At 65.0% G+C, this 25,216-nt stretch carries 27 protein-coding genes; 9 read left to right on the top strand and 18 right to left on the bottom strand.

All coding sequences use genetic code 11. The features are described 5' to 3' along the window. Positions 1 to 411 precede the first annotated feature (411 nt). The 4 genes from VGU00_RS19200 to xseA form a co-directional block, all read right to left on the bottom strand. A complete protein-coding gene (locus tag VGU00_RS19200) occupies positions 412 to 3,357 on the bottom strand; it encodes a TonB-dependent receptor domain-containing protein (RefSeq protein ID WP_327471412.1) in 2,946 nt (981 codons plus the stop codon). Between the two features lie 266 nt (positions 3,358 to 3,623). After that, entirely contained in the window at positions 3,624 to 4,556 is a 933-nt protein-coding gene (locus VGU00_RS19195; RefSeq protein ID WP_327471411.1) for a M23 family metallopeptidase, read from the bottom strand. Continuing rightward, positions 4,553 to 4,765 (bottom strand): DUF2093 domain-containing protein, encoded by a 213-nt coding sequence (locus VGU00_RS19190; protein WP_327471409.1) that lies wholly within the window; start codon positions 4,763 to 4,765, stop codon positions 4,553 to 4,555. Before VGU00_RS19190 ends, VGU00_RS19195 begins: the two co-directional genes overlap by 4 nt. A 75-nt stretch (positions 4,766 to 4,840) precedes the next feature. Further along, positions 4,841 to 6,268 (bottom strand): exodeoxyribonuclease VII large subunit, encoded by a 1,428-nt coding sequence (gene xseA / locus VGU00_RS19185; protein WP_327471407.1) that lies wholly within the window; start codon positions 6,266 to 6,268, stop codon positions 4,841 to 4,843. On the opposite strand from xseA, the gene purD reads away from it, so the two are divergent. From purD to VGU00_RS19165, 4 genes are all read left to right on the top strand, one after another. Beyond that, complete coding sequence (gene purD, locus VGU00_RS19180) at positions 6,267 to 7,544, top strand: phosphoribosylamine--glycine ligase (RefSeq protein WP_327471405.1); 1,278 nt, start codon at positions 6,267 to 6,269, stop codon at positions 7,542 to 7,544. The two genes, xseA and purD, sit on opposite strands and share 2 nt — an antisense overlap. Positions 7,545 to 7,642: 98 nt before the next feature. Further along, positions 7,643 to 8,458, top strand: a complete 816-nt coding sequence (locus tag VGU00_RS19175) for a hypothetical protein (protein ID WP_327471403.1) — start codon at positions 7,643 to 7,645, stop codon at positions 8,456 to 8,458. A gap of 147 nt (positions 8,459 to 8,605) precedes the next feature. Beyond that, positions 8,606 to 8,935, top strand: a complete 330-nt coding sequence (locus tag VGU00_RS19170) for a hypothetical protein (protein WP_327471401.1) — start codon at positions 8,606 to 8,608, stop codon at positions 8,933 to 8,935. Between the two features lie 157 nt (positions 8,936 to 9,092). Next, the gene (locus tag VGU00_RS19165; RefSeq protein ID WP_327471399.1) at positions 9,093 to 9,530 is read left to right on the top strand and encodes a hypothetical protein; all 438 of its coding nucleotides are present in this window, start codon (positions 9,093 to 9,095) and stop codon (positions 9,528 to 9,530) included. Between the two features lie 50 nt (positions 9,531 to 9,580). Here VGU00_RS19165 and VGU00_RS19160 read toward each other — a convergent pair whose 3' ends face one another. Beyond that, positions 9,581 to 10,903 carry a hemolysin family protein gene (locus VGU00_RS19160; protein WP_327471397.1) on the bottom strand — a complete coding sequence of 441 codons (1,323 nt, stop codon included), beginning with the start codon at positions 10,901 to 10,903 and terminating at the stop codon, positions 9,581 to 9,583. A 220-nt stretch (positions 10,904 to 11,123) separates the two neighbouring features. Here VGU00_RS19160 and VGU00_RS19155 point away from each other — a divergent pair, with 220 nt between their 5' ends. Beyond that, the gene (locus VGU00_RS19155; RefSeq protein ID WP_327471395.1) at positions 11,124 to 11,813 is read left to right on the top strand and encodes an OmpA family protein; all 690 of its coding nucleotides are present in this window, start codon (positions 11,124 to 11,126) and stop codon (positions 11,811 to 11,813) included. A gap of 55 nt (positions 11,814 to 11,868) precedes the next feature. Here VGU00_RS19155 and VGU00_RS19150 read toward each other — a convergent pair whose 3' ends face one another. From VGU00_RS19150 to VGU00_RS19125, 6 genes are read right to left on the bottom strand one after another with little or no spacing between them, the layout of a single operon-like run. Next, positions 11,869 to 12,498, bottom strand: coding sequence for a MarC family protein (locus VGU00_RS19150; RefSeq protein ID WP_327471393.1), 630 nt, complete (start codon positions 12,496 to 12,498; stop codon positions 11,869 to 11,871). Further along, complete coding sequence (locus VGU00_RS19145; RefSeq protein ID WP_327471391.1) at positions 12,495 to 13,163, bottom strand: hypothetical protein; 669 nt, start codon at positions 13,161 to 13,163, stop codon at positions 12,495 to 12,497. The genes VGU00_RS19150 and VGU00_RS19145 overlap by 4 nt, the downstream gene beginning before the upstream one ends. Next, positions 13,163 to 14,062 (bottom strand): bifunctional methylenetetrahydrofolate dehydrogenase/methenyltetrahydrofolate cyclohydrolase FolD, encoded by a 900-nt coding sequence (gene folD, locus VGU00_RS19140; RefSeq protein ID WP_327471389.1) that lies wholly within the window; start codon positions 14,060 to 14,062, stop codon positions 13,163 to 13,165. The genes VGU00_RS19145 and folD overlap by 1 nt, the downstream gene beginning before the upstream one ends. Before the next feature lies 1 nt (position 14,063). After that, positions 14,064 to 14,372 (bottom strand): YggT family protein, encoded by a 309-nt coding sequence (locus VGU00_RS19135; RefSeq protein ID WP_058803412.1) that lies wholly within the window; start codon positions 14,370 to 14,372, stop codon positions 14,064 to 14,066. Between the two features lie 35 nt (positions 14,373 to 14,407). Beyond that, positions 14,408 to 15,316 carry an acetylglutamate kinase gene (argB, locus tag VGU00_RS19130; protein ID WP_414713581.1) on the bottom strand — a complete coding sequence of 303 codons (909 nt, stop codon included), beginning with the start codon at positions 15,314 to 15,316 and terminating at the stop codon, positions 14,408 to 14,410. Then, positions 15,313 to 15,990 carry a queuosine precursor transporter gene (locus VGU00_RS19125; protein ID WP_327471385.1) on the bottom strand — a complete coding sequence of 226 codons (678 nt, stop codon included), beginning with the start codon at positions 15,988 to 15,990 and terminating at the stop codon, positions 15,313 to 15,315. Before VGU00_RS19125 ends, argB begins: the two co-directional genes overlap by 4 nt. Positions 15,991 to 16,379: 389 nt before the next feature. On the opposite strand from VGU00_RS19125, the gene VGU00_RS19120 reads away from it, so the two are divergent. The 3 genes from VGU00_RS19120 to VGU00_RS19110 all read left to right on the top strand — a co-directional run bounded on the left by VGU00_RS19120 (position 16,380) and on the right by VGU00_RS19110 (position 18,779). Then, positions 16,380 to 17,714, top strand: a complete 1,335-nt coding sequence (locus VGU00_RS19120; protein ID WP_327471383.1) for a NupC/NupG family nucleoside CNT transporter — start codon at positions 16,380 to 16,382, stop codon at positions 17,712 to 17,714. 114 nt (positions 17,715 to 17,828) lie between these two features. Further along, positions 17,829 to 18,449 (top strand): beta/gamma crystallin-related protein, encoded by a 621-nt coding sequence (locus VGU00_RS19115; RefSeq protein ID WP_327471381.1) that lies wholly within the window; start codon positions 17,829 to 17,831, stop codon positions 18,447 to 18,449. 12 nt (positions 18,450 to 18,461) lie between these two features. Further along, positions 18,462 to 18,779 carry an MliC family protein gene (locus VGU00_RS19110; RefSeq protein WP_327471379.1) on the top strand — a complete coding sequence of 106 codons (318 nt, stop codon included), beginning with the start codon at positions 18,462 to 18,464 and terminating at the stop codon, positions 18,777 to 18,779. Positions 18,780 to 18,788: 9 nt separating this feature from the next. Here the strand turns inward: VGU00_RS19110 and VGU00_RS19105 are convergent, their stop codons facing one another. The 7 genes from VGU00_RS19105 to gluQRS all read right to left on the bottom strand — a co-directional run bounded on the left by VGU00_RS19105 (position 18,789) and on the right by gluQRS (position 24,463). Next, positions 18,789 to 19,271 (bottom strand): hypothetical protein, encoded by a 483-nt coding sequence (locus VGU00_RS19105; protein WP_327471377.1) that lies wholly within the window; start codon positions 19,269 to 19,271, stop codon positions 18,789 to 18,791. Positions 19,272 to 19,402: 131 nt separating this feature from the next. Beyond that, complete coding sequence (locus VGU00_RS19100; protein ID WP_327471375.1) at positions 19,403 to 20,269, bottom strand: 3-hydroxyacyl-CoA dehydrogenase NAD-binding domain-containing protein; 867 nt, start codon at positions 20,267 to 20,269, stop codon at positions 19,403 to 19,405. 53 nt (positions 20,270 to 20,322) lie between these two features. After that, positions 20,323 to 21,309, bottom strand: coding sequence for an L-histidine N(alpha)-methyltransferase (egtD, locus tag VGU00_RS19095; RefSeq protein ID WP_327471373.1), 987 nt, complete (start codon positions 21,307 to 21,309; stop codon positions 20,323 to 20,325). Position 21,310: 1 nt separating this feature from the next. Next, positions 21,311 to 22,576 (bottom strand): ergothioneine biosynthesis protein EgtB, encoded by a 1,266-nt coding sequence (egtB, locus tag VGU00_RS19090; protein ID WP_327471371.1) that lies wholly within the window; start codon positions 22,574 to 22,576, stop codon positions 21,311 to 21,313. Between the two features lie 184 nt (positions 22,577 to 22,760). After that, positions 22,761 to 23,342: a cob(I)yrinic acid a,c-diamide adenosyltransferase gene (locus tag VGU00_RS19085; RefSeq protein WP_327471369.1), complete on the bottom strand. Its 582-nt coding sequence runs from the start codon at positions 23,340 to 23,342 to the stop codon at positions 22,761 to 22,763. Between the two features lie 35 nt (positions 23,343 to 23,377). Beyond that, on the bottom strand, positions 23,378 to 23,602 hold the full coding sequence (locus tag VGU00_RS19080) for an HIG1 domain-containing protein (RefSeq protein WP_327471367.1): 225 nt from the start codon (positions 23,600 to 23,602) through the stop codon (positions 23,378 to 23,380). A 9-nt stretch (positions 23,603 to 23,611) separates the two neighbouring features. Further along, positions 23,612 to 24,463, bottom strand: coding sequence for a tRNA glutamyl-Q(34) synthetase GluQRS (gene gluQRS / locus VGU00_RS19075; RefSeq protein WP_327471365.1), 852 nt, complete (start codon positions 24,461 to 24,463; stop codon positions 23,612 to 23,614). Between the two features lie 171 nt (positions 24,464 to 24,634). Here gluQRS and VGU00_RS19070 point away from each other — a divergent pair, with 171 nt between their 5' ends. Then, positions 24,635 to 25,201 (top strand): HNH endonuclease, encoded by a 567-nt coding sequence (locus VGU00_RS19070; RefSeq protein ID WP_037553138.1) that lies wholly within the window; start codon positions 24,635 to 24,637, stop codon positions 25,199 to 25,201. The last annotated feature ends 15 nt before the right edge of the window (positions 25,202 to 25,216 follow it).

Below are 25,216 nucleotides of genomic sequence, written 5' to 3'. Positions count from 1 at the left end.
GGTGGAGAGCGGACGCTCTACAGTCCAAAATATCGCGCGCGCACAAGTCTACCAAAGTAGAAACCTGCGATGGCCCCTGCCGATGGCCAGAGGGGTCCGAACATAAAATCTAGCGCACTTGTGGAACGCAAATTTTCTGGGTGCTGGTTCTGCCACTGGCTTATGTATGCAATCATGATGATTGGAACCGGCAACAAGGCTAAACATCCTACCTTGTGGCTCGGCATTACCAGGCCGACAAAAGAGCCAACAACGAAACCGATAATTAGAAGGGCTTCGATACCAAGCATATGCACTTTTAGGGACTATGACCGACGTCCGCAATCGGTCGAAACCCGACATGATCGACGGGCAAAAAAAAATGGGGCGGTCCGAAGACCGCCCCATCCTTTTTCCTCCGATCGGTGCGGATCAGAACTTGAAGTGCACCGATGCAGCGTAACGGCGACCGATCGTGTCGTAGGTCGACGGATAGGTGTTGCCGCCGTTGAAGGTGGTCGAACCGGCGCTCGAACCGACGATCGGGGGCTGCTTGTCGAACAGGTTGAACGCCGACAGGGTCAGGTCAACATTGTCCGAGAAGGCGAAGCGCGCCGTCAGGTCGAAATAGTCGTACGCCTTGATGCGGTTGAAGTTGACCTGGCGACCAACCAGTTCGCCCTTGCCCGTGATGGTGCCCGAGAAGAGCGGCGGCAGGCCGGGTTCATACTGCATGCCGTCGATGTGACGCCACAGCAGCGACAGGTCGATCTTGTCGAACGCGAGGGTCGTGCGCTGGGTCCACTGGAACTCAGGCTGCAGCGAACCGACGGTCAGACCGTTCGAGATACCGCAGTTGGTGCTGTAAAAGCCCGTGCACTCGCGCTCGACGGCCGACGGCGACGCCTTGAAGCTCGAGTTGAACGTGTAGTTACCAGCGAAGTTCAGCTGCAGTTCCGCGAAGCCCAGATCGGTGCGGTAGTTGACCGTGAGGTCGATACCGTCGGTCTTGAGCTGGCCGTTGTTGGTCAGCGGCGTCGGCAGACCCGGGATCGGGTTTGCGACGGTCGACGTACCGCTGAGGCGGCCGTTGATCGCGTTACGACGGATGCTCGTACAAGCCGGATCGGCCGCCGAAGCCGCGGTGATGTTACCGAAGCAAGCGGCGATGACGTCGCCCGGCGTTGCTGCCGTGATCGCGTCCTTCACCTTGATGTTGTAGTAATCGAGCGTGATCGTCAGGCCGCTGATCAGATCCTGCGGACGGAGCACGACGCCAACCGAGTAGGAGTCGGACTTTTCCGGACGCAGGTTCGGATTGCCGCCACCCGTCGAGTTCGCCTGACCGGCACTCGGGTTCTGGATCGCGCCGATCGAAGCCACCGGTGCACCCTGTGCGATACAGACTGCCGCCAGGTTGGCGTTCGTGGTCGGAGCCGCGCCCGCGCAGGGGTCGATCAGCAGGTTGGTCAGGCCCGTCGACACCGGTGCGAACAGTTCGCCGATGTTCGGGGCGCGAACCGCGCGCTGATAGTTACCGCGGAACTTGATCGCGTCGGTCGGCGACCAGTTCAGACCGAACTTGTAGGTGGTCGCGTTGAACTTCGGCGTGCCGGTCGCGTCGATCTTGTACTTCGAATAACGGACACCCGCTTCGAAGGTCAGTTCGTCGAAGAAGGGCTTGTCCGAAACGAGCGGAACGATGAGTTCGCCGAACGCTTCCTTGACGTCGAAGCCGCCGTTCAGCGGAAGGATCGCGCCGCCGGCGCCACCGAGTTCGCCCGGGATCGAAGCGAGGTTATCGGGTGCGCGCTGTGCGGTGTAGTTGCGATACTCGCCACCGACCGCGAACGAGACGGGTTCCGATGCCCACGGCAGGGTCGCGCCGCCGAAGTCGCCCGACAGGACGCCATGGACCTGCGCCAGCGACGTGCGGTTGACGATCGTGCTGCTGATGCCGCCGATGAACGCACCCATTTCCGGGGTGATGCTGCCCTGCGGGCCGAACAGGTTGAGCGGAACGCAACCGTTGGTCGTGTTCTGGCAGGTCGTGGTGTTCGTCGCGTTCAGCGCCTGCTGGACGCGCGAGTTGGCCACATAACCCGTACGGGTTTCGGCGTTTTCGCTTTCACCGTACGAACCATAGACGTCGAGCTTCAGCGAGTCGTTGAACGAATACTTCAGGCCGGCCGTATAGTCGAAGAAGGTCGTCACATATTCGCTGATGCGCGGCCCGAGTTCCACCGAACGGCGATAGACCGTCTGCAGCGGAATGGCGGGGTTGTTGTCGCACGTCGGGCCCAGCGCGATGCCGGCGAAGCCGCAAAGCTGGTTGCGGATCGTGGCGTTCAGATAGGGGTTCTGGCCGGGGACGGTCAGACCGGCGGTGCCGAAGATACCCGAAGCGGCGATGATCGAGCTGACGCGGTTCTTCGAGAAGAGGCCGCGGGCATAGACTTCCAGCTTGTCCGAAACTTCGTAGCGCGCCTTGCCGTAGAAGCTGAAGCGCTCGAACGGCGTCGTGTAGACGTTGAACGGGTTGAAGTTGAACGCGTTGTAGAAGGGCACGAGGCTCGAGCCGTCGGGCGAGATCTGGAAATCGTCGGTCGCGGTCGAAATGCCGGTCGGCGACGAGGTGAACGAGTCACCCGACGACACGCCGGTGGCCGACGAAATGGTGAATTCGCCGAACGGACGCGCACCGAAGTACAGCGGATCGGCTTCCTGGTAGCTGACGGCCAGGACGGCGTTACCGCGGCCATCGTCGAAGTTCGCACCGAGAACGAGGTCGGCACGGAAGACGTTGGTGTCGCCGCGTTCGCTGATCTGTTCGCTGATGGTGGCGTCGAGGCCGGCGAAATCCTGCTTCGTGACGAAGTTCACGACGCCCGAAACCGCGTCTGCACCATAGCTGGTCGAAGCGCCGCCGGTCAGGACGTCGACGCGTTCGATCAGCGCGACGGGGATGTTGTTAAGGTCGACGATGCCCGAGAAGCTCGACGGCGCGAGGCGCTGCGAGTCGAGAAGGACGATGTTGCGGTTCGCGCCGAGGCCGCGAAGGTCGACGCGGGCGCTGCCGACGGTGCCGTTGTTGACGTTGCCGCCAAGGTTCGGCGTCACGCCCGGCAGTTCGCGCAGGAGCTGTTCGGCGTTGTTGGTCTGGCGAAGCGCGACTTCGTCGGCGCCGATCACGGCGACGGGCGACGAGCTTTCGAGGTTCGGGTTGCGAATCAGCGTACCGGTGACGACGATTTCGGCGCTGCTGGCCGTGTCTTCAGCCGGTGCGTCCTGCGCGAAGGCAGGAGCCGAAACCAGCGCAACGCTCATGACGAGCGGCGCGGCGCCGAGCTTCAGCTTGGAATATTGAGTTTTCTTCACAGTGCAGTCCCTTGCTACTGATGGATGAACTACCTGGACCCCCGTTGCGACGGCAAAAGCCGGCACGTAAATGCCCCGATAGCGTGCGGGATGGCTTCTCGTTCATCGGGAGTAAAGGAAATTCCCGCCGCTTTCCGTCGTTTCAAAAGCCATTGTGACGTATTTGCAACAAGTGCGGGACGCGGCGAAATACAATGCGCGAAAAGCGCAGCCTTCACGACATTTTGTTTCATCGGTTACGAATTCGCGGGCAAGGTCCGCAGGGCTCAGCGCGCCACTGGCCCCGCGAGTTTTCCGGGATCGAGGCGGGCGTCGCGCCATTTCAGCCCCCAGTGCATATGCGGTCCGGTGGCGCGCCCGGTGCGCCCCACCGTGCCCAATTGCTGCCCCTGGACGACGCGGTCGCCGACCTTCACGTCGAGCCGCTGGCAATGGAGGAAAGCGCTGCTCAGGCCCATGCCATGGTCGACGATCAGCAGATTGCCTTCGAGCGTGAAGGGGGCGCTCGCCGCCAGCGTCACGACCCCATCGGCGGGCGCCACGAACGGCGTGCCCGCGGGCACCGCGACGTCGGTGCCGCTGTGATAGCTGCCCGGCTTGCCCTGATACACGCGCTGCGAGCCGAAGAAGCCCGACAGGCGCCCGGCGACCGGCCAGCGGAACGCCTGCCGCCAGCCGTCGGATTCGACCGGCACGCTGCGCGCGGCGGCGATCTGCGCGAGTTCGGCGGGCCGCCGTCGCTCGAAATCGGCGTCGCTCGACGCGCTGCCGCGATACGGCGCGTTGATATGCTCGAGCCGCCAGCTGCCCGGCGCAACCGCGATGGCGCGCTCGACCGTGCGCCCGTCGGCCAGCGTCGCGACCAGCCGCGCGGTCACCGGAGCATCGCGGTCGAACGCGATCAGGAAGCCGCCGTCGGCCACGACCGGAATCGGCTTTCCGTCGAGCGCGAGTGCGCGCGTGTCGCTCGGCACCCGCCCGACCATCGCCGCGCCCTGTTCGGCGATTCCCGAAAGCGTGAAGTCCCGCCGCGCCGGCGCACGCGGCGGCGCCGGAACCGGGGTGGTCACGGGGCCAGATACCCCCGACGGGCGCGGTGCCGGCTTCGCCTCGGTCTCGGCGGCCGGGACGCAACCGGCAGCGACGATCAGAAGCGCAAGCGCCGTTCCGTGCCGCCGCCAATCCTTCACAAAGCTCATGCCCGGCGCGCAGCGTCCAGTTCGGCCTGCACCGAAATCTCGGCGGTCGCATAGGGCTCCTGCCGCGCGACCGACCAGTAGCGCAGCTCGTCGAGCCCGATCGGAGCGCCGCTCACCGCGCACAGCACATGGTCGCCGGGCGCGAGGACGCGAAAACCGTTCGGTCCGTACTGCAGGCGGGCAAGGCGGTTGCGGCTGGCGATCAACATGATTCTCTATCCATTCGGCGGTACGTCGTTGCGGCGACTATAACAGCATCGCGCCACGCAGCCACCCCCGGAAGCTCAGAAAAGCTCGCCCTGCCCTCGCTTCGGCTCCGCCGGCGGCACTTTGCGGACCGGCTTCGGCGCGGCAGGAGACGGCGCATCATCGCCGCCGATCGCGACCGGCACCTCGCCATCGGCGAACTGCAGCTGCAGATGCCCGGCAGCACGCGCCTTCGCCGCCGTCGTCACGATCGCGCCACCGCTATCGCGCACCATCGCATAGCCGCGCGACAGCAGCGCGCGCGGATCGAGACTGTCGAGCAACCGCCCCAATCCCTCCAGCAGCGCGCGGTCGCGGTCCCAGCGCCGCGCGAGCAATGCGGGCCGCAGCGCCGCACCGCGCGTCGCAAGCCGTTCCGAAATCACCGCCAGCCGGTGGCGCTGACTCCGGTCGAGCCGATCGCCCGCATCGTCGAGCCGCTGGCGCTGCGGCGCGTAAAGCGCGTCGCGCTTCGGCAAATGCCGCGCGAGTGCGGTCAGTCGCTCGCCTGCCAGCGCCTGATGCCGGTTCGCCGCGCCGATGATGCGCCCGTTCCACGTCGCGAGCTGCGACATCAGTTCGGCGCGCACCGGCACCGCCATTTCGGCCGCGGCGGTCGGGGTCGGGGCGCGCACGTCGGCAGCATAGTCGGCGAGCGTCACATCGGTCTCGTGCCCGACCGCGCTGATCGTCGGGATGCGGCAATCGGCGATCGCGCGCACGACAATTTCCTCGTTGAACGCCCACAGATCCTCGATCGATCCGCCGCCGCGCGCGACGATGACCAGATCGGGGCGCGGCACCCGCCCGCCGGGTTCGATGGCGTCGAAGCCGCGGATCGCATTCGCAACCTGCGCCGCCGCGCCGTCACCCTGCACGAGCACCGGCCAGACGATCACATGCGTCGGGCAGCGGTCGGCGAGCCGATGAAGGATATCGCGGATCACCGCGCCGGTCGGCGAGGTCACGACCCCGATCGTGCGCGGCAGATAGGGCAGCCGGTCATATTTGCGCCCGCGGTCGAACAGCCCCTCGGCGCCGAGCCGCGCCTTCAGTTTCTCGAAGAGCAGCATCAGCGCGCCTTCGCCCGCGACCTCGAGCGTATCGACGACGAGCTGATATTTCGACCGCCCCGGATAGGTGGTGAGCTTGCCCGTCGCGATCACTTCGATCCCGTCCTCGGGACGGAAGGCGAGGCGCCCCGCCTGCCCCTTCCACATCACCATGTCGATCAGCGCATTATCGTCCTTCAGCGCTGCGTAGAAATGCCCCGACGCCGCGCGTTTCGTCCCCGACAGCTCACCCCGCACGCGCACGCGCGCGAAGCCATCCTCGACGGTGCGCTTGATCGCCGCCGACAATTGGCTGACCGACAAGGCAGGCGCATTGTCGCCGGGCGCCGCCTCGGCTAACAGCCGCGCTTCGGTGCCATCGTCGGACGCCGTATCGGGAAAAGGGACTGACATGAATATCCTGCTGGTCGGATCGGGGGGCCGCGAACATGCGCTCAGCTGGCAGTTGGCACAATCGCCAAGCTGCGCCAAGCTCTATGCCGCACCGGGCAACCCGGGGATCGAGCTCTATGCCGAATGCGTGCCGATCCCGGTCGACGACATCGACGGGCTGATCGCCTTCGTAAAGGCGCATGCGATCGATTTCGTCGTCGTCGGCCCCGAAGCGCCGCTCGTCGCGGGCCTCGCCGACCGCCTCGCCGCGATCGGTATTCCCGCTTTCGGTCCGAGCGCCGCCGCCGCGCGGCTCGAAGGCTCGAAGGGCTTCACCAAGGATCTCTGCGCGCGGGCATCGATCCCGACCGCGGCCTATGTCCGCTGCACCAGCGCCGAGGAAGCGCTTGCCGTCCTCGAAGGCTTTTCGATCCCCGTCGTGATCAAGGCCGACGGCCTCGCCGCGGGCAAGGGTGTGATCATCGCCGAAACGCAGGCCGAAGCCGAAGCGGCGATCGACGACATGTTCGACGGCGCCTTCGGCAGCGCGGGCGCCGAGGTGGTGATCGAGGAATTTATGACCGGCGAGGAAGCGAGCTTCTTCGCGCTCTCGGACGGCACCGACGTCATCGCCTTCGGCAGCGCGCAGGACCATAAGCGCGTCGGCGACGGCGATGTCGGGCCGAACACCGGCGGCATGGGCGCTTACAGCCCCGCCCCCGTGCTCACCGCCGATCTCGAAGCCGCGGTGATGGATCGTATCATCCGCCCGACAGTTAAGACGCTCGCAGCCGAGGGCACGCCTTATGTCGGCGTGCTGTTCGCCGGCCTGATGCTCACCGGCGAAGGCCCGAAACTGATCGAATATAATTGCCGCTTCGGCGACCCCGAGTGCCAGGTGCTGATGATGCGCTTCAAGGGCGATTTCGCCGCGCTGCTCCACGCCGCGGCAAGCGGGACGATCGCAACCGCCGAGACGCCGGCCTTTTCGCACGACTATGCGCTCACCGTCGTGATGGCGGCCCGCGGCTATCCGGGCACCCCCGAAAAGGGCGGCGCGATCCACCGCATCGCCGATGCCGAAGCGGGCGGCGTGCGCGTCTTCCACGCCGGCACCGCGCGCGAGGATCGCACGCTCGTCGCCGCCGGCGGCCGCGTGCTCAACGTCACCGCGACGGGCAAAAGCGTCACCGAGGCGCAGGCGCGCGCCTATGCCGCGGTCGACAGGCTCGACTTCCCGAGCGGTTTCTGCCGCCGCGATATCGGTTGGCGCGAGGTCGCGCGCGAAGCGGAGTGACGTTTTCGGGCGAGCAAATTCATGGTGGCCCGCTCGTTAAGGTAGACCCGGCGCATAAGCCCGCATAGGCTGACCGAAAATCAGGAGTGGAGACAATCGTGGCCTGGCTTCAGGAAAATTACATAATCGCGGTCGTCGGTCTCGTCGTCGCCGTCGTGCTGCTCTGGTGGCTGTTCGGCCGGTCGAAGCCCGAAGAGATTGCGCCGCCGTCGGTCGAGCCCGCCAAGCCCGCCAAGCCGCTCGAACCGGTGAAGCCCGAAATCATCGCCGCCGAACCCGCACGCTTCAAGCCGATCGAACCCAAAGCGCCGCCCGTCGCGCCGGTCGCGCCGCCGCCGGCGCCCGAACCCGCCGCCAAGGCGCCGCCCGCCACGCCTGAGCCCGCACCTGTCGCGGAACCGGCTGCGGAGGCCCCGCCTCCCGCACCCAAACCCGCGGCGAAGCCGAAAGCGACCGCAAAACCCGCAGCGAAGAAAACCGCTGCCAAGGAACCGGCGGCGAAACCCGCTGCAAAGCCTGCGACAAAGCCGGCCGCCAAGCCCGCAGCCAAAAAGGCTGCAAAACCCGCCCCCGCCAAGGCCGCCGCGGCCATCCCCGAAGAACCGACCGTTCCACCGCCGCCCGCCGCGAAGCCCGCTCCGGCACCGGCTCCGGCGAAAACGGGAGCGGATAATCTGCAATTGCTGAAGGGCGTCGGCCCCAAGCTCGCCGTTCTTTTGAGCGGTCTCGGCGTCACCAGCTTCCAGCAGATCGCCGACTGGACCGACGCCGACATCGCGCGGATCGACCCGCAGCTCGGCGCCTTCCAGGGCCGTATCGCACGCGACAATATCGTCGATCAGGCGGGCTATCTCGCGCGCGGCGACAAGGCCGGCTTCGAAGCGAAATACGGTGCGCTGGGGAGCGAGCTATAAAACCGGTTTCGACCGATGGTGGTCGCTCACCGATGGTCATTCGCGGCCCGAAACCGGCCGTGCATTCAGTGGCAATCGAAAGCTGAATGACCAAATCGTCAGTTAGCTGCCCTTGACCCCGATTGAGACGACGCTAGCCTCTCTTGGATGATAACAGCACGCCTGTACTGCTTCGGCTACGAGACACCAGCGCAGTTTGAGAATAACGCCCGTCACGGTTGGGATGATGAAGATAGCGCGGCTGTCTGGATCGCCGCGGCGTCAGAAGAGGCTGCTCTAGATTGGGGGCGATCCATCGCCGAGGAGTTTGTGTCTTTCTTGTTCAAGTGCGATGGTAAGGAAGGATATTCATGGGCAGGAGAGAATTTCGCTAGCTGGATCGAAACCGATCCTAACATTTTAGCTCATGCACTAGAGTTTCCGGCCGTTTCGGTGGGTGAAATGCCGGACTTTAACATTCTGTCCGGCAGAGCTTAAACTCCGCAAATAGCACCATTGGTGCTGGATACTTTTCCCCTAGAAGCGTCAGCAATCGTCGATCCGTTCCCCAAAAGCAGACAATTCGCTCACCACCCCAAAGCAGACCTTCGAATAACGCTTTCCTACATTATCCGACCATGCTTCAAACTGGTCGATGGAACAAAGCCCCCCGCCCGCCGAGCTGCTCGCCGGCACAGTCCTCGCCTTCCAGCCCGTCCCGCAGCAACGCCGCCGCGCCGACGGATGGACGCCCGAAACGCAAGCCAATTTCATCCGCGCGCTCGCAGCGATGGGCTCGGTCGGAAAGGCCGCCCATGCCGTCGGCATGGGCCGTGCGTCCGCTTACCGCCTCCGCGAACGGAACGCAGCGGCAAGTTTCGCTGCTGGTTGGGAACGCGCGATTGCGATGGGACGCACGCACCAGTTCAGCATCGCGATGGACCGCGCCCTCAATGGGGTCACGATCGTCCGCGTCCTGAAGGGCGGCGCCATCGATGTCAGCGGCGGCCCGGACATGACGGTCGTTCACGCCGCGCTGCGCGACGAGGCGATGCCCCCGCACCTCCTTAAAGCGACAAAGGAGACAGAATGACCGCGAACGTCCGTATCTTTTGTTGCTTTAAGACCGAAATCGGCCCGAGGTCATTCGTCCTCGTCGTCCTTGGGTTTCGACAATTCGGTGACGAGCAGCTTGTCGATCTTGCGCCCGTCCATGTCGACGATCTCGAAGCGCCAGCCCTTGTCGGTGAATTTCTCGCCTTCGGTCGGCAGATGCTTCAGGATCGCAAGGACGTGCCCCGCGGCGGTCGCATAATCGCGGTCCTCACCGAGTTCGATCCCCAGCCGTTCGGCCATCTGGTCGGCGGGCATCGAGCCCGCGATCAGCAGGCTGCCGTCGTCGCGCTCGACGACGAAGGGTTCGCTGCCGATATCCTGGTCCGATGCGAATTCGCCGGCGATCGCCGACAAAAGGTCGGCGGGCGTCACCAGCCCGTCGAAATGACCATATTCGTCATGGACGAGCAGCATCGGCACCTCGGCCGCGCGCAGCCCCTCGAGCGCATCCATCGCGTCGATCTGGTCGTGGATGACCTTCGCCGGACGCATCAATTGCTCGAGGTCGATCACCTCGCCGCGGAACAGCGCCGCCGCGATGTCGCGCGCCTGCACCACCCCGACGATATCGTCGACCGACCCGCGCGCGACCGGCAGGCGGCTGTGCGGCGTTTCGACCAGCTTGTCGCGGACGCCGCGCGCGTCGAGCGAGATATCGATCCAGTCGACATCCTTGCGCGGCGTCATCACCTCGCGCACCGGCCGGTCGGCGAGGCGCACGACGCCCGAAATGATCGCGCGTTCGCTTTCCTCGATCACCCCCGACTTCGAAGCCTCGGCGACGATCAGGTGCAGTTCCTCGGCCGTCACCCGGTCTTCCGATTCGCGGTTGAGCCCGAGCAGGCGGAACACGAGCCCCGAACTATTGTCGAGCAGCCAGACGAGCGGCGCCGCGACGCGCGACAGCCAGTACATCGGGACGGCCACGAAGATCGCGATCCGCTCGGGCGAGCGCAGTGCGAACTGCTTGGGCACCAGCTCGCCCGCGATCAGCGAGAAATAGGTGGTGAGCGCGATGACCGCAGCGAAGCCCGCCGCTTCGGCGGTCTCGGCATCGAGGCTCAGCCAGGCGGCGAGCCGGTCGGCGACCGGCTGCCCTAGGCTCGCGCCCGAATAGGCGCCGGTCAGGACGCCGATCAGCGTGATGCCGACCTGCACCGTCGACAGGAAACGCCCGGGATCGGAAGCGAGCTGGCGCGCAATCTTGGCGCCGCGGCTGCCGCGCTTCTCGGCCGCCTGCAGCCGCGGGTCGCGCGACGAGACGATGGCGAGTTCGGACATGGCGAAAACGCCGTTGAGGAGGACGAGGATCGCGATGATCGCAACGTCGGACCAGGGAAAAGGGCTCATCGGGCGGTCGTGCGGCGCGTCGGCGCCCGGCCCCTGTCAGCGTCGGTCATGTCAGCCCTATAGGCGAAAGTCATCGCAATGCACAATGGCACACACCTGAACACCCGGCTCATCGATCGTTCAGCCGGATTCTGGAACCAGATCGCCAGCCATATGTTATCCGCACGACGGGCGGTATATGCAGGACCAGAGGCAACCGCCGAATAAAGGGAGCGAAAAGATGAATAGCAGGACGATCAAGCTCACCATCCTTACCAGCATCGGAGCGATCGCGCTGACCGGCTGCGTCACCGATCCGGTGACCGGCGAGCGCAAGATATCGAAAGCCGCGATCGGCGGCGTCGGCGGCGCGCTTGGCGGTTATCTGCTCGGCGACCTGATCGGCGGCAAGAACAGCCGCACCGAGGAAATCGTCGGCGCGGGCATCGGCGCGGTCGCCGGCGCGGGCGTCGGCTATTATATGGACCAGCAGGAAAAGAAGCTGCGCGAACGCACCGCGGGCACCGGCATCGATGTCGAGCGGCAGGGCGACCAGCTCGTGCTCAACATGCCCGGCGACGTCACCTTCGACCTCAACAGCGCGATGGTGAAATCGCAGTTCCGCAGCGCGCTCGACAATGTCGCCTCGACGCTCGCCGAATATCCGAGCACCTATATCGACGTTTACGGCCACACCGATTCGACGGGCAGCGACAGCTATAATCAGGGCCTGTCCGAGCGCCGCGCCTCCTCGGTCGCCGACTATCTCGCCGGTCGCGGCATCCAGCGCGCGCGCATGGCGACGCTCGGCTATGGCGAATCGCAACTGAAATGCTCGCCCGAACGCAGCGAGGCCGATTATCAGTGCAACCGCCGCGTCGAAATCCGCATCGCGCCGGTCACACAGGCCGACGTCAACGCGGCGCGCTGACAGGGTTCCATTCCCGTGGAAAAGAGAGGGCGTCGCCTGCGGGCGGCGCCCCTTTTTATCCGAGGCTGGGGAAGCTCGCCTTGAGCCCGTCGATCACGAACTGTGCCGCAAGCGCCGCGAGCAGCACGCCGAGCAGCCGGGTAATCACCGCTTCGCCCTTGTTGCCGATGAGGCGCATCAACGGCCCCGCCGACAGCAGCGCGGCAAGCGTCAGCAGCAGGACGAGCAACAGCGCGCCAAAAATCACGAACGCACGGTCGAGCCCGTTGTTCTGCGACACGAGCAGCATCACCGATGCGATCGATCCCGGTCCGGCGAGCATCGGCATCGCCATCGGAAACACCGACACATCCTCGATCTCGGGGGTCGCCATGACCTTTTCGGCACGCTGCTCGCGCCGTTCGGTCCGCTTTTCGAACACCATGTCGATCGCGATGATGAACAGCATGATCCCGCCCGCGATGCGGAAACTGTCGAGATCGATGTGAAGGAAGCTCAACAGCGCTTCGCCGAACATCGCAAAGAAAACGAGGATCAGCCCCGCGATCACCGTGGCGCGGATCGCCATCGAACGGCGCTGCTGCGGGCTCGCCCCCGTCGTCAGGCTGGCATAGATTGGTGCGCAGCCCGGCGGGTCGATGACCACGAACAGCGTGACGAAGGCGGAGATGAAAAGATCGATCATGGCTGCTTGGGCGCCGCGACCTGATCGTCGATGACGGTCGCCATCGCCTTGCCGTCCCACAGACGGACCGTCAGGCGGCGCGACTTGTCGCCGCGAACGGTCGACGTCCAGCTCAGCGTCTGGTCGGGCGACAGGCCGACCGCCATATCCTCACCCTCGCCGCCCGCCTCGATCGGCACGGCGGGGCGCGATCCGCAGACCGCCTGCTTCGACGCAATGAAATCGGATGCCTCGCGCGGCGTCGCCAGCGCATCGCCATGGTCAAGCGTCCAGGCGAGCTTGCCCTTCTTGGGGTCGCGCAACCAGACCGTGGTGAAATAGCCGTTGGCCGGCCCCTTCTGCCAAGCACCGGTGGTGACACCGACATTGCCGTCGCAGCTGATATAGACCGCGTGCGGCTGCCACTTCACCGCCTCGGCGGGATCCTTCTGCGACTTCAGCCAGTCGCGCGCATTCACGCGCTGCGGCACGAACATCACGGCCTCGGGCGCCGCGGTTTCGCGAAACGCGGTCCACTGGCCTTTTTCCTGCGCAAGCCGCGCAAAGCCGATTTCGGCGGCGATGAAAGCGCTGGGATTCGCGGCGAGGGGGTCGCGTTCGCGTGCGATCACCGCGCCGCCCGCAATCATCGAAAGCGAAGTCGCCGCGATGGCCAGACGCCGCATCAAAAACCCTCCGGATCGACAAGCCCCGCGCGGCGATGCGCGGCGACGAGCGTATTGCGCAGCAGGCAGGCAATCGTCATCGGGCCGACGCCGCCGGGCACCGGCGTGATCGCATCGGCGACTGCCGCGGCTTCGGCATAGTCGACGTCGCCGACCAGCCGCCCTTTCGCCTCGCCTTCGCCAGCCGGCAGGCGATTGATACCCACATCGATCACTATCGCGCCCGGTTTTATCCAGTCGCCCTTCACCATCTCGGCGCGGCCGACCGCGGCCACGACAATGTCGGCACGGCGGACGAGGTCGGGCAGATCGCGGGTGCGGCTATGCGCCATGGTAACGGTGGCATTCGCGCCGAGCAGCAATTGGCCCATCGGCTTGCCGACGAGGATCGAACGCCCGACGACGATCGCATCCTTGCCCGACAGGTCGCCGAGCCGGTCCTGCAACAGCAACAGGCAGCCATAGGGCGTGCATGGCACCATGCCCGGGATGCCGAGCGCGAGCCGTCCGGCGCTGACCGGCGTCAGTCCGTCGACATCCTTGTCGGGGTGAATTGTGGCCACCGCCGCCTGTTCGTCGAGATGGCCGGGAAGCGGCAATTGCAGCAGGATGCCATCGACCGCCTCATCGGCATTGAGCTGGCGCAACAGGGCCTCGACCTCGTCTTGTGTCGCAGTCGCGGGCAGGCGGTGCTCGAAGCTTGCCATGCCGGCCGCAACGGTCGCCTTGCCTTTCGACCCCACATAGACCGCGCTCGCCGGATCGTCGCCGACCAGTACGACCGCAAGGCCAGGCGCGCGGCCGGTTGCAGCCTCGAATGCCGGAACCGCTTCGGCGATCCGCGCGCGCAGGCTCGCGGCGAAGGCCTTGCCGTCGATCATGTGCGCGCCGTCGGCCATGTCAGATTGCCCCGCTGTTCATGCCGAGCGTATAAAGATAGGAAATCACCGGCCCCTGCAGGATGATGATCAGGATCAGCACCACCATCGGGGTCAGATCGAGCCCGCCGAAGTCGGGCATGATACGGCGGAAGGGGCGGTAGAGCGGTTCGGTGATCCGTTCGAGGACCTGCCAGAGCTGGTTCACGAAATCATTATGCGTGTTGATAACATTGAAGGCGATCAGCCACGACATCACCGCCTGCACGATGATGATCCACCACAGGATGTTGAGGAGGATCGACAGGATTTGAAGAAACATCAGATACATTGGGGGCTCCGGCCGGAAGGTCGAGAAAAGCGCTTTTAGCGGTGAATGAGCGTCCCCGCACCCCTTGCGGTGAAAATTTCCAGCAACATGGCGTGCGGGATGCGGCCATCGAGGATGACCGCGGCTTCAACTCCTGCATCGACCGCGGCCACGCAGGTTTCGACCTTGGGTATCATGCCGCCGGTGATCGTGCCGTCGGCCTTGAGCGTGTCGATCGCCGAACGGTCGAGGTCGGTCAGCAGCGCCCCCGATTTATCAAGCACGCCCGCAACGTCGGTCAGCAGGAAGAAACGTTTCGCGCCGATCGCGCCCGCGATCGCGCCCGCCATCGTGTCGGCGTTGATATTATAGGTCGCGCCATCGGCACCGAGCGCGACGGGCGCGACGACCGGAATGAAATTGTCGTTCGCCAAATTGGTCAGGATCGTCGGGTCGACCGCAACGGGTTCGCCGACAAAGCCGAGATCGACATGGCGCTCGATCCCCGAATTGGGATCGGGTTCGGTGCGGCGAACCTTCTCGGCAAGGACAAGATTGGCATCTTTCCCCGAGATACCGACCGCACGGCCGCCGAGCCCGGCGATCCAGCTGACGATTTCCTTGTTGATCTTGCCCGCGAGGACCATTTCGGCGACTTCAGCGGTCGCAGCGTCGGTGACGCGCAGGCCGCCGACGAAGGTCGATTCGATCCCGAGCTGCTTCAGCATCCGGCCGATCTGCGGGCCGCCGCCGTGCACGACGATCGGGTTGATGCCGACCGCCTTCAAGAGCACGACATCCTCGGCAAAATCGCGCTGTGCCTCGGGATCGCCCATCGCATGACCGCCATATTTGATCACGAAGGTCTCGCCGGCATAACGCTGCAGATAGGGCAGCGCCTCGACGAGCGTTTCGGCCTTGGCGAGCAGGTCGGGCATTTTCGAAGGATCGGTCATCGATATCATCCGGCGTTCTTCGCATCGAGGCTGCGGCCGAGTGCAACCAGCCCGGTGATGACGAAAGGAATGACGAGCACCGACAGCGCGACCTTGGCGAGCATCTGTCCGCCCATCAGGTTGGCGATCGGGAACACGCCGTAAAAGGCGATGGTGACGAACAGCAAAGTATCGACGATCTGGCTGAGCGCGCTGGCGATCGCGCCGCGGATGGCGATCCATGTCGCCCCTGTGCCGGCGCCTTCGCGTCCGCGAAGCTTCGAAAAGATCGTGACGTTCAGGAATTGCGACGTGCCATAGGCGACGATACCCGCCGCCATCAGCCGCGGGCTTTGCCCGAGGATCATGTCGAACGCCGCGAGCCGCTCGGGCTGCATTTCGGGCGACGCCGGGAGCGCGAGGACCAGCGCGGTGAGCATGATCGAAAGGACCAGCGGCACGAAACCCCAGAGCACGAGGCGGTTCGCGACCGACTGGCCATGCAGTTCCGACACCGCGCTCGACAGCGCGACGAGGATCAGGAAGGCGAAGATACCCGCTTCGACCGCCAGCCAGCTGCCGAGGGCGACCTGCTTGTTCCCGAGCACCCCGGCGAGCACGACCATGCCGCCGTAGACGATGCTGAACAGGAAGAGGGAAGGCGAAAGTGTGCGCGGCAGCGCCGCCGAGGTCGGTTCGGTCATGCCGCCCGATAGTCGCTTTTGCGGGCGCTGGAAAGACCGCGAAACAACGGCGGCGTCCCATCGCGACCCGGCTCATCCACGCCCGCCGGCACCGTGCATATTTCGCTGTCCTACGTTATCCGCGCGCCATAAGGTCGCCCGATGGCCAACGCCGACCGCTCCACCCAGTCCCCGCACCCTTTCATCGCCCGCCCCGCGAGCGAAACTGAGGGGGTGCGTAGCGTGACCTTCGTGACCTTTGAAATAAAATTACGCCGATCATCGAAGCGACCCGGCAGCGATCCCGGTATCGCCGCGCGCCCGTACCCACGCCCTGCCGCGGAGCTCTTGCCCCGGCGCCAAAGCCCGCTAGACAGGCCCATTAAACTTGCGGGGGACGCAGCTAAATTATGGAACGCCTGATCGGTCTGCTCGGCATTATCGCATTGCTTGCGATTGCCGTGCTTTTTTCGTCGAACCGCCGCTGGATTCGCCCGCGTATCGTCATCCCCGCTTTCCTGCTCCAGGCCGGTTTCGCCGTGCTCGTCATCGGCACGCCATGGGGCCGCGCGGTGATCCAGGCCATGTCGAACGGCGTATCGAATCTGCTGAGTTATGCTGACGAGGGCACGAAATTCCTGTTCGGCGAGGTGCTGACGCAGGCGCCCTATGGCAAAGCCGTCTTCGCGATCGGCGCGCTGCCCGTGATCATCTTCTTCGCCTCGCTGATCTCGGTCCTCTATTATCTCGGGATCATGCAGTTGATCATCAAATGGGTCGGCGGTGCGATCCAGAAGGTTACCGGCATCACCAAGGTCGAAAGCCTCGGCGCCGCGGCGAACATCTTCGTCGGCCAGTCCGAATCGCCGCTCGTCATCCGGCCCTATCTTGCCGGCCTGACCCCGCCGCAGCTGTTCACCGTGATGACGGTCGGCATGGCCGGGGTCGCGGGGACGATCCTCGGCGCCTATGCCGGAATGATCGGCCCGCACCTCCTGCCCTATCTGCTCGCCGCGAGCTTCATGTCGGCGCCCGGCGGCATCTTGATGGCCAAGATCATGATGCCCGACGATCCCAAGGATATCGGCATCGAACCCGTCGTGATGCCCGAGGCAAGCCACGACGAGGAAAAGCCCGCGAACATCATCATGGCAGCGGCACAGGGTGCACAGACCGGCGTCAAGCTGGCGGTTGCGGTCGGCGCGATGGTCATGGCCTTCGTCGCGCTCGTTGCTCTCGCCAACGGCATTCTCGCCGGGATTGGCGGCTGGTTCGGCATCGACGGCCTGTCGTTCCAGGCAATCATCGGCGCGATCTTTCGCCCCGTCATGTGGCTGATGGGCGTGCCGTGGGAGGAAAGCGCGACCGTCGGCGGGCTGTTCGGCAGCAAGGTCGTGCTCAACGAATTCGTGGCCTTCATCGACCTTGGCCGGGCGCAGGGCGACATGTCGATGGCAGCGGTCGCGATCGCGACCTTTGCGCTTTGTGGTTTCGCCAATTTCAGTTCGATCGCGATCCAGATGGCGGTGACCGGCGGGCTTGCGCCGAACCAGCGCCCGATGATCGCCAAGCTGGGCCTGAAGGCGCTGCTGGCGGGCAGCCTGTCGAACCTGATGTCGGCAGCGCTCGCGGGGTTGATGCTCGGCATCGCGCCGCCGCTTGCCAAACCCGTGCCGGCCACCCCCGTTGCACCGGTCGCATCGCCCGAGGCCGCGCCCGCGCTGCCCGCCGCAAAGGCTCCTTAACGCGGAGCGCCTCATCGCCCCGAGGATTTGGGAGAATTTGCAAGCTGCCCGCGAATGCCGTAAACTCAGGGATATAACGAATCCCGGGTCGCGTTCGCAAAATGGGAGGCTGTGATGAAAACCGCTTATCGTTTGTCGATCGTTGCCGCGGTTGCGGCGTCGATAGGGGCGGGGTTCCTCGCCACCTCATACGCGCAGACCGCCGAAACCGAACGATACCGCCCCGAGCGCCCCCCGGAAGCCACCATCTATCGCGATGCGGGCTATCGCGGCCCCGCGGTGTTCATCGGCGAAGAAAAGCCGAACCTTGGCCTCGCCTGGCCGGTCAATTCGATCCGCGTTCCGAACGGACGCTGGGAACTATGCGAGAAGACCCGCTTTCGCGGCAATTGCCGGACGGTCGATCGCGACACGCCGATGCTCAACAACGTCCTGCGCGGCCTGACGATCCAGTCGATCCGTCCGGTCGGCGGCGGTGGCGGCTGGAACCCCAACCCGCCCGCCAATGACCAGGTCGCGCGCGGCAATTTCGCCGAATTCCATACGCAGCCGTCCGAGCGAAACTATCGGGTACTTGCCTGCACCAGGGGTTCGGCGACCGCCAATTGCGCCGCGCAGGCGGCCGATACCTGGTGCCGTTCGATCGGCTGGAACGGGTCCGCGCGCGAACATATGGAAACGATCAACGGTCGGGTATACCTCGCCGACGTCCTTTGCGTCCGGTCGGGCTATTAAGGGGAAATGGGGATGAAAACGACGACATTTTTCGCAGCCGGCGCTGCGATCCTCGCACTCGCGGCCTGTTCGTCGGTACCGCGCAACACCGGGACCAGCTATGATTGCAACCGCGGCACCAAGCTGAAGGTCGATTATGTCGGCAGCACAGCCATCGTCCGTGTCAACGGCATGCGATCGATGGTGCTGAAACAGACCCCGTCGACCGGCGGGGCGGTGTACGAGAACAAGAAGGGCGCGCGGCTCCAGCGCAGTGGCAATGAGGTGACATGGAACACCGCGCTACGTTCGGCGCCCGAAAGCTGCCGGGTCGTCTATACCCCGCTCTGACGGCGGGACTCAGGGGCGGGCCGGCGCCTTGCAGCCGCGTTCGAGACCGACACCTTTCAGGAAACCGCGGCGCACCGTGCCCGCATAGACGGCGAGCGCGTACCGACGCCGTTCGGCATTGGCGCCGGTGACTTCGCCGATAAGGCCGCGAAAGGGGATGATCGACCCCGCCACATTTCCTGCAACGCGGCCGGCGGTTTCCTCGCGCTTCTTGGCACGGCTCTTGTCGACCTGTTCATTAACGTCCGCACCGAGCACCTCGTTGAGCTCGCCGACTTCGCGGATGATCGCAGCGCATTTGCCCATTCCGTCGAGCGAATAGGGATTTTCCTGGATCGCCAACAGTTTCGGTGGAACCTCCTTGCCATCGAACGGCTCGGTCACGTCGTTGGCGGTATCCTTGATCGTCGATTCTTCGGGAGCCCCCTGCTGGGCATGAACGGGGACGACCAAGGCTGCGGCGGCGAGGCAGATCAGAATGGGACGGCGCATCGACTTTCCCCTGTTGCGGTTAATGAACCAACGCACAGCAGCCCAAACGGCTGCGACCCTGCCGTCCTATATCGATTTTCGACCATCCGGTAGCCGCGTTCCGCACGCACCCCGCTGGCCCGGCGCCAGCCTTACCGCGTCGGCACGGGCGCCTCACCCGTCCAGTCATAAAAGCCGCGACCCGCTTTCTTGCCGACCCAGCCGGCATCGACATATTGGACGAGCAGCGGCGCCGGGCGGAATTTGGGATCGCCTGTACCGCTGTAGAGCACGCGGATGATTTCAAGGCAGGTGTCGAGACCGATGAAGTCGGCGAGCGTGATCGGCCCCATCGGGTGATTGAGGCCGAGCCGGCAGCCGGTGTCAATGTCCTGCATCGTCGCAACGCCCTCGCCGAGCGCAAAGATCGCCTCGTTGATCATCGGCATCAGCACACGATTGACGATGAAGCCCGGCGCATCATTGGCATGGACGATTTCCTTGCCGAGCCCGCGGCCGAACGCTTCGACCTTCGCCAGCGTATCGTCGCTGGTCGCAAGGCCGCGGATCAGTTCGATGAGGCCCATGACGGGCACCGGATTGAAGAAGTGGACGCCGATGAAACGCGCCGGGTCGGGTGCGGCCTGCGCAAGGCGGGTGATCGGGATCGAGCTGGTGTTGGTCGCGAGGATCGCCGTGTTCGAAAGATGCTTGCCGACATTCGCGAAGATCGACCGCTTGATCTCTTCGCGCTCAGTCGCTGCCTCGATCACCAGATCAGCGGGGGCAAAGGCGTGATGCTCCTCGACGGGCCTGATTCGGTCGAGCAGCGCATCGACGTCGGCCTGGCTCATCTTTTCCTTGGCGACGAGCCGGTCGAGGCTCTTCGCGATTCCGGCCTTGCCCGCTTCGGCACGGAAAAGATTGATGTCAAAAAGCAGTACGTCATGGCCCGCGGCGGCCGATACCTGCGCGATACCCGCGCCCATCTGGCCCGCGCCAATCACCCCGACGATCATAATCTTCCTTTCGCTGCTTCGTGCCCGCGCCACTAGGCGCTGGGCGGCCTGCGTCAAGGGGCGGATCGAAAGGCGGTGGCTTCGGCTAGGATCAGCGCAAAGGCGGGATCGGCGTCGTCCCACGTCGCGATCGGGGTCCACCCGCCCGCCCGGAGCAAGAGATTCGCGTCGCGCGGACCATATTTATGGCTGTTCTCGCTGTGAATCGTTTCGCCCTTCATCATCGCATAGCGCCGGCCATCGATCGAAAATTCGACGTCGCAGGCAGCCACCAGGTGCATTTCGATGCGCGCATGCACATCGTCCCAGACCGCGCGATGGCTGAAATTTTCGACCGGGATGTCGCCGCCGAGTTCGCGGTTGATGCGTTCGAGCAGGTTGAGGTTGAACGCTGCCGTCACCCCCGCCGGATCGTCATAGGCGAGTTCGAGAATCACAATATCCTTGATGCGGTCGATCCCGATCAGCATCAGCGAACCGTCGCCGAGCGCCGCGCGCCAGTTGCGGAGCAGGTCGATCGCGGTGCGCGCGACCATGTTGCCGATCGTCGAGCCGGGAAAGAAGCCGAGTTTCGGGAGAGGACAGATTTCGCGCGGCAGGTCGACGCGCTGGGTGAAGTCTGCCTCCACCGGATAGATCGGGAGTTGGGGAAAGCGCGCGGCGAGCGCATTCGCGCTATCGCGAAGGAAGTCGCCCGAAATGTCGACCGGCACATATGCCGAGGGTTCGATCGCGTCGAGCAGCAAGGGAGTCTTGGCCGAACTGCCCGAACCCAGTTCAACGACAGCCCGGCCCGCGCCGATCGCTGCGGCCATGTCGGCGGCGTGACGGACAAGCAGGCCGGTCTCACTGCGCGTCGGATAATATTCGGGAAGCGCGGTGATATCCTCGAACAGCGCCGAGCCGGTCGCGTCGTAGAACCACCGCGCGGGAATCGCCTTCTGCTGCTGAGACAGCCCGGCATGGACGTCGGCGCGGAAAGCGATATCGACGCCGGCGTCGTCGGCCGAAACCTGACGAAGATTGCGCACAACGCCCATGTCAAAGATCCTTGGCAAGGCGCAGGCCGGTGAATTGCCAGCGCTGGTGGGGGTAGAAGAAATTGCGGTAGGCGGCGCGTACATGGCCGCGCGGCGTCGCGCAGCTGCCGCCGCGCAGCACGAACTGGCCGCTCATGAACTTGCCATTATATTCGCCGACCGCGCCGGGCGCGGCGCGGAAGCCGGGATAGGGGCGATAGGCGCTGCCGGTCCATTCCCACACGCTGCCGAACATCTGTTGCAGGTCGGTGTCGCTGTCGGCGGGCGTCGGCTTCACTGGTCCTGCGGCATCGAGTTGCTGTCCGCCGTGCGGGTCGAAGGCCGCTGCGGCTGCTTCCCATTCAAACTCCGTCGGCAAGCGCGCACCCGCCCAGCTGGCGAAGGCGTCGGCTTCGAAAAAGCTGATGTGTGTGACCGGCGCGGCGGGATCGATTTCGCGCCAGCCCGACAGCGTGAACTGGCGGTCGCCGTCCCAATAGGCGGGGGTATCGATACTGTCGGCCTGCACCCATGCCCAACCGTCGCTGAGCCAGAGCGAGGGCGTGTGATAGCCGCCGTCGGCGACGAATTCCTGCCATTCGCCATTGCTCACCGGGCGGCTGGCGAGCGCGTGCGGCGTCAGCAACACCTCGTGGCGCGGTCCCTCGCAGTCGAAGGCGAAGCCGTCGCCGCCATGGCCGATCGAGACGATCCCTTCGACGCCCTTCACCCATTTCATGGCGCAAAACTGCCGAACTTCATTCGCGATCGGCGTGCCCCACACCGCCGGGCCGAGCGGGTTTTGCGCGAAGAGATGCTTGAGGTCGGTGAGCAGCAATTCCTGATGTTGCTGCTCGTGATGGATGCCGAGCTCGACGAGCGTCAGCACGGCCGCCGGCAGGTCGGGCAGCGCAGTCTGCACCGCGGCATCGACATGCGCGCGCCACACGCAGACCTCGTCGAGCGAAGGGCGCGTCAGCAGGCCGCGATGCGGGCGCGCGTGACGCGGCCCCTCGGCCTCATAATAGGAGTTGAAGAGAAAGGGATAGCGCGCATCGAAGGGCGCATAGCCCGGCACATGGTCGCGCAGGATGAAGGTTTCGAAAAACCATGTCGTGTGTGCAAGATGCCATTTGGCGGGCGAGGCGTCGGGCATCGACTGCGCGCTCGCGTCGGCATCGGAAAGCGGCGCGACAAGATCGAGCGACAGCCGCCGCGTCGCGGCGAAGCGGCGGGTCAGCGCCTCGATCGGGTCGGCGCGGGTCGAAGCATCGGTGCGGCTGGCCATGGTTAGACAATCCCCCGAGGTGTGATTCGGTTTCGCTGGCTGGCCAATTATGGTTACGCCGCGACGGAAAGTCTAGAACATTAAGGGAACATGGACACTCGCCGTCCCGCCGGACTCGATCCGGCATCCATTTTTCCAGCGTTGCAGAGGACCCCGGATCAAGTCCGGGGTGACGAATGGCGGGTCAACGCGTCGCGCCGGGTTTCCAGAGGATGTCGCCGCCCGCCACAGCGTTGAGATGGCGGGTGAGGACGAAGAGATGGTCCGACAGGCGGTTGAGATAGGTGAGCGCCTGGGGGTTGAGATCGCGGTCCGCGCCCGCCGCGACCGCGGCGCGTTCGGCGCGGCGCGCGATCGCGCGCGCAAGATGCAGCCGCGCCGCCGCTTCGGTGCCGCCGGGCAGGATGAAGCTGCGCAGCGCATCGAGATTGTCGTTCATCGCGTCGATCTCGTCCTCGAGCCGCGCGATCTGGCTCGGCACGATGCGTAGCGCCATCTCGTGCGGGCCGAAACCGAACTGAATGTCGGGGGGCGTCGCGAGGTCGGCGCCAAGGTCGAACAGCTCGTTCTGGATGCGCGACAGCATCGCGGCCTCATCGCTCGCCGGATCGAGCACGGCCGCGGCGATACCGATCGCGCTGTTCGCTTCGTCGACGTCGCCGATTGCCGCCATCAGCGCGTCGGATTTCGCGATGCGCGAACCGTCGACAAGGCCCGTCGTGCCGTCGTCGCCGGTGCGCGTGTAGATCTTGTTGAGCTTGACCATATTTGTCTGCCTAGCGGCGCCGCATACGCAAAGCGTTATTTGCCGGCGGCGAGCAGGCCGATCAGGACGAGCAGGATGATGGTGATCGCCTGCCATTTGACGCGCGACATCATCATCTTGTTCTGCATCACCTGATTCTCTTGCACCGTGCCTTCCATCTGGGCGCGGTGGCCCTGCGAGAAATAGAAGAGCCCGCGTGCGAGCGAGAAGAGGACGAAGCCGGCGGCAATCACGACGCCAAGGATGAGCAGGATTTCCATGCGCCCACTCTAGGGATTTTGCAGCGAATAGCCAGCGGGAAGCCGCCCGGCCGCCAAATCGGCGGCGAGCGACGGCCCGTCGATCCCGGCCACGCGGAGCGAAGCGAGCGACGCCGCCGCGTCACGTTTCGCGAGCCTTTTGCCGTCGGGACCGCAGACGAGCGCATGATGGCGATAGAGCGGGACGGAGAGGTCGAGCAGCGCCTGGAGCAGGCGGTGGACGTCGGTCGAGGCGAGGAGGTCGGCCCCGCGGATGATGTGCGTCACCCCCAGCGCGGCATCGTCGAGCGTGCTCGCGAGATGATAGGAAGCGGGCGCGTCCTTGCGCGCGAGCACGATGTCGCCATGCGCGGCGGGATCGGCCACGCGCAGCCCCTGCCCCGCCTCTTGCCAAAGGAGTTTGCCCGCCTCCGCGGTGGCGCGCCCCATGTCGAGCCGCCAGCAATGCGGCTCGGCCGCCATGCGGCGCGCACGCTCGGCATCCGGCAGGTTGCGGCAGGTCCCCGGATAGACGACACCCGAAGGCCCATGCGGTGCCGACAGGCTGGCGGCGATGTCGGCGCGCGTACAGAAACAGGGATAGACGAGACCCCGCGCGCGAAGATTGTCGAGCGCCGCCGCATAGCTGTCGAGCCGGTCCGACTGGCGTAGCGGGTCGCCGTCCCGATCGATCCCGAGCCATTCCAGATCGGCGAGCGCGGCCGCGACATGTTCCTCGCGCGAGCGGCTGCCGTCGATATCGTCGATGCGGATCAGGAAACGCCCGTTCGCGGCGCGCGCGGCGCCATGCGCGAGCACCGCGCTATAGGCGTGGCCGAGGTGCAGCTCGCCGGTCGGACTCGGAGCGAAACGCGTCTGCATATGCCGGTCCATGAATCCATATGCTGTGCCGAGTCAAAGCGAATCATTCCATATCTTGCGGACAGAAGCCCCCTTGACGTCAGAATCTGATAGGGCATGTAATGACAGTGTCATGCGCGGGAGGCAGTGGCGCGCCATCCCGTGAAGCAATGGGGGCAGCGTTTTCTAGCCATGTTCCATCCCGATCTTGCCCGGCATCCCGATAGCTGCCCGGCGCTCGTTCTCAACGCCGATTACACGCCGCTGAGCTATTATCCGCTGAGCCTCTGGCCCTGGCAGACCGCGGTCAAAGCGGTGTTCCTCGACCGGGTTACCATCGTGGAAAATTACGAACGCGAAATCCATTCGCCGACGCGGACGATGCCGATCCCGAGCGTCATTGCGCTGCGCCAATATGTGAAGCCGTCGGAGCATCCAGCGTTCACGCGTTTCAACCTGTTCCTGCGCGACCGTTTCGCGTGCCAATATTGCGGGTCGGGCAAGGATCTGACGTTCGACCACGTCGTGCCGCGCCGGCTGGGCGGGCGAACGACGTGGGAAAATGTCGCGACCGCCTGCGCGCCGTGCAACCTCAAGAAGGGCGGCCGCACGCCGCAGCAGGCGCATATGCCGCTTTATCGCCAGCCGTGGCGCCCGACGAGCTGGCAGCTGCAGGACAATGGCCGCGCCTTTCCGCCCAATTATCTCCACACAAGCTGGATCGACTGGCTCTATTGGGACGTTGAACTGGAAGGCTGACGGCCGCACAACAAT

It is taken from the genome of Sphingopyxis sp. (genome assembly GCF_035944815.1).
GTDB lineage: Bacteria > Pseudomonadota > Alphaproteobacteria > Sphingomonadales > Sphingomonadaceae > Sphingopyxis.
Note: the sequence above shows the minus strand (reverse complement) of the source record. Positions and strands in the feature narration are given on the sequence as shown.